The sequence below is a fragment of the Bacillus sp. TL12 genome (assembly GCF_022625245.1).
Classification (GTDB): domain Bacteria; phylum Bacillota; class Bacilli; order Bacillales; family Bacillaceae_G; genus Bacillus_A.
Genome location: NZ_JAJJBY010000123.1, coordinates 1 through 2240, shown reverse-complemented (window position 1 = coordinate 2240; position 2240 = coordinate 1). Strand labels below are relative to the sequence as shown.

At 37.6% G+C, this 2240-nt stretch carries 2 protein-coding genes; both read left to right on the top strand.

The features are described 5' to 3' along the window. Nucleotides 1-158 precede the first annotated feature (158 nt). Complete coding sequence (locus tag LOK41_RS27835; RefSeq protein ID WP_241819331.1) at nt 159-1298, top strand: helix-turn-helix domain-containing protein; 1140 nt, start codon at nt 159-161, stop codon at nt 1296-1298. Then, entirely contained in the window at nt 1282-2049 is a 768-nt protein-coding gene (locus tag LOK41_RS27830) for a CPBP family intramembrane glutamic endopeptidase (protein WP_241819330.1), read from the top strand. Before LOK41_RS27835 ends, LOK41_RS27830 begins: the two co-directional genes overlap by 17 nt. Nucleotides 2050-2240 lie beyond the last annotated feature (191 nt).

Sequence of the window (2240 nt, the reverse complement as noted above, 5' to 3'; positions counted from 1 at the left end):
GATGGAAAGTTTGTTTTGTTAGATTGATAGCGATGCGGCAGGACCCTATTAAGAAAATCATTTTGAGTTTCCCTGTGGTTGATTTTATCAACTAAAATCAACTTTAAATCCATGGTTTGTGTGACAATAACCTGTATAATTATAACTGAGGTGATGAAATGAAAGAAATCAATATTGCTACAACACTTATCGCAAAGCGCAGAGCAAAAGGTATTACGCAGGATGAACTGGCAACATATATTGGTGTTACAAAAGCATCTGTTTCAAAATGGGAAACAGGACAAAGCTATCCCGATATTACCTTTCTTCCTCAATTGGCTAAGTATTTTAATATTAGTATAGATGAATTAATAGGATATGTGCCCCAAATGACGCAGGATGATATTAAAAAGCTGTATCACAGGCTTGCGTCCGCTTTTGCTGAAAAGTCTTTTGATGAAGTGATTGCAGAATGCAGGAATATCGTCAAAAAATATTATTCCTGTTTTCCTCTGCTGCTTCAGATGGCGGTGCTGTTTGCCAACCACTATATGTTGGCGGCGGAGCAAAAAAAACGGACAGAAATTCTTGAGGAAGCTGTCAGCCTGTGCATTCGGGTGAAAACAGAATGCGAGGATGTTTCGCTTGCCAAAGATGCAGTATCGTTGGAAGCTACCTGTTATCTTGTGTTACACAAACCGCAGGAGGTTTTGGACTTGCTTGGTGAAACCATCCGTCCCCATTCCCCGGATGATGAAATAATAGCACAGGCGTATCAACTGATGGGAAATATGAAAAGAGCCAATGAGGTCATGCAGATCAGTATGTATCAGCATCTGATGTCACTAGTTGCAGGAATACCGTTTTATCTGTTGCTGAATGCACCAAGCGTAGAAAAAACAGAGGAAATATTACACCGTACTTTTGTCCTTGCAGATGCTTATGACCTGAAGAAGTTACATCCTAATATGCTAGTAAAGGTATATTATACGGCTGCACAGGTGTATTGCATGCAGGAAAATCACGAAAAGGCATTGGATATGCTGCAAAAGTATTCGTCTGTCTGTACTTCGACTTTTTCTTTGTATGGTTTACATTTACATGGCGATTCCTATTTTGACGCCATTGATAACTGGTTTGAGGAATTCCAGATTGGATCAAAGACTGTCCGACATGAAGATACCATCAAAGCAAGTATGGTACAAGGCATTGTAGAAAATCCTACATTTGCTGTTTTGGCGGAACTGCCGAGGTATAAGAGTATCGTTGGAACTTTAAAATTCAAGTTGGGGATGAACGAACATGAAAAACAATTATAAGAATGCACTGAAATTTTCACTTTGTATGTTACCAATTGGTACTATTGGTGGAGTACTGATTGGAATGTATAGCATCGCTACGATGAATCAAGAAATTATTAACCAGATATTAGATAAGATGTCAAAAGAATCATATATTCTACTTTCAGGTATTCAGACGGGTATTTTATATACTGGTGTTATGGGGTTTTTTGGTTATATTTTAGCCGATAAGGTAAACTTGCTGAAAAAGCTTAACTTTACAAAAAAAAGTGTTTTGATTACTTTATTTATTGGCATTATGGGTGGTCTATTTTTATTATCGGATTACTTCACTTTCGCCAAAGTGATTCCCGAAGTCGCGGCAACTTATACGAAGGATAACTATTCGCTAGTCAATCTGGCAGCCTCGGTTATTTATGGTGGAGTATTAGAAGAAATTATGATGAGATTATTTTTCATGTCATTGTCTGCTTTTATCTTGTGGAAACTGTTTGCCCGCAACAAAGACAAAGAGAATATCCCAGTATGGATATTTGTAGTTGCTAACATTGTATCAGCACTTTTGTTTGCAGCAGGGCATATTCCGGCAACGATTACGATGTTTGGTGGTCTGAATGCTCTTATTCTGCTACGCTGCTTCTTACTCAACGGCATTTTTGGAATGGTTTTTGGTTGGCTGTATCGGAAGCTAGGATTGCAATATGCGATGATTGCACACGCTTTGTGTCATATTATTCCTCATGTTATCCTTGTCTGCTTCCTACTTTAATAGCGATAAAGGTTCAATACAAGCTATCACTTCAAGTGCAGTGATTACCTAGAGTCTTACATGAGAAATAATAAAGAGGGAGAGAAATAAATTCATTTATGCGTAAATGAATAGAAATTAATTATTGAGAGTATGAAAAAGCAGTTCAATTATACGAATTTGAAATTCGTCCAAACAAAGTTTTTGGTGGA

Bases quoted from the DNA above. Each gene is read 5' to 3' on its own strand.
- LOK41_RS27835 (WP_241819331.1), top strand. From the start codon at position 159: ATGAAAGAAATCAATATTGCTACAACACTTATCGCAAAGCGCAGAGCA.
- LOK41_RS27830 (WP_241819330.1), top strand. From the start codon at position 1,282: ATGAAAAACAATTATAAGAATGCACTGAAATTTTCACTTTGTATGTTA.